Below are 1,586 nucleotides of genomic sequence, written 5' to 3' on the forward strand. Positions count from 1 at the left end.
TTGCTCTTCCGATCTGGCCACCGCTGGACCTGGGCGGCCACCAGCTCCCCCGCCTGCGGCGGCGCGCGCTCCACCGACAAGGGCTGGCGGCTGGCCCGGGAGACCCGCAAAGCCGAGCAGGTCGCCAAGCGGCGCAGCTATGGCTCCTCGAAACGGCCGGAGACCGCGGGCATGCTGTGGTTTCCGGAGGAGGAGATGACCGACGCCGAACTGACCGACCTGCTCGAGGCCGACAGCTCACCGGTGGACGTGCTGCTCACCCACGACAAACCGCGCGCCTCGCAGCCGAAGTGGAATCGCAAGGACAAGGACGAGTGCTATCCCAATCAGGACCGCATCCAGCGAGTGGTGCGGGCCCTGCGGCCCAGCGTGCTGTTCCACGGCCACCTGCACGTCCGCTACACCGACACCATCGCCTCCGGTGTCGGGCAGTGGACCCGGATCGAAGGGCTGGCCTGCGACCCGGAAGCCTCGCAGTACCTGGAGTACTCGTCCGAACACTCCTGGTACGTGCTGCAGCTGCCCTACGCCGGGGACCAGGCCGACGGGCCGGCCGAGGCCGAACCCCGTTCGCTACCTGCCTGATTCGTCATAGGAGGAGGTGCCTTCGTCCAGTAGCGGCTCCTCCACTTTGAAGTGCGCGGGCGCGAAGACACGGAGCACGTGGTAGCCGGTGATGACGACCAGGGTGCCCAGGGCAATGCCGCTCAGGGTGAAGTTGCCGGTGAACTTCATGCTCACATTGCCGATACCGATGATCAGCCCCGCGGCCGCGGGCACCAGGTTCAGCGGATTGCGGAGATCGACCCTGGCATTGGTCCAGATCTGCGCGCCCAGCAGGCCGATCATGCCGTACAGGATGACGGTGATCCCGCCCAGCACCCCGCCCGGAATGGCCGCGACGACGGCCCCGAACTTGGGGCACAGGCCGAACAGCAGCGCGAAGAACGCGGCGGCCCAGTAGGCGGCCGTGGAGTACACCCGGGTGGCGGCCATGACGCCGATGTTCTCCGAGTAGGTGGTGTTGGGCGGGCCGCCGACCGCGGTGGACAGCATGGAGGCCGCGCCGTCTGCGGCGATGGCGGTGCCGAGCTTGTCGTCCAGATCGGCGCCGGTCATCTCGCCGACCGCCTTCACGTGCCCGGCGTTCTCTGCGACCAGCGCGATCACCACCGGCAGCGCCACCAGCACCGCCGACCACTGGAAGGACGGGGCGTGGAAGCTGGGCAGGCCGAGCCAATCCGCCTTGGCCACACCGGACAGATCCAGCCGCCAGTGATCGGTGACCTTGCCGCTGCCGTTCGCCGAATGGATCTGCCCGAACACCCGGTCCAGCACCCACGAGAGCCCGTACCCGAACACCAGGCCCAGGAAGATCGCGATACGCGCGAAGAATCCGCGTAGGCCCACCACGGCGAGCCCGGTGAACAGCATGACCAGCAGCGCGGTCCACTGATCCTGCGGCCAGTAGGTCGCGGCGGTGACCGGGGCCAGGTTGAAACCGATGAGCATGACCACCGCGCCGGTCACCACCGGCGGCATGGCGGCGTGAATGATGCGCGCGCCGAACCGCTGTACGGCCAGGC

1 protein-coding gene and 1 pseudogene are annotated in these 1,586 nt (G+C 68.5%); one reads left to right on the forward strand and one right to left on the reverse strand.

Translation table 11 applies throughout. From position 1 onward, the window contains the following. Positions 1–585: pseudogene (locus ABZ909_RS43600) on the forward strand (hypothetical protein); the annotation flags it as partial. Here the strand turns inward: ABZ909_RS43600 and ABZ909_RS43605 are convergent. Beyond that, a partial coding sequence (locus ABZ909_RS43605) for a solute carrier family 23 protein (protein ID WP_357012382.1) occupies positions 574–1,586 on the reverse strand: 1,013 nt, incomplete at its 5' end. The pseudogene ABZ909_RS43600 and the gene ABZ909_RS43605 overlap by 12 nt on opposite strands.

The sequence above is a fragment of the Nocardia sp. NPDC046763 genome (assembly GCF_040645495.1).
Classification (GTDB): Bacteria; Actinomycetota; Actinomycetes; order Mycobacteriales; family Mycobacteriaceae; genus Nocardia.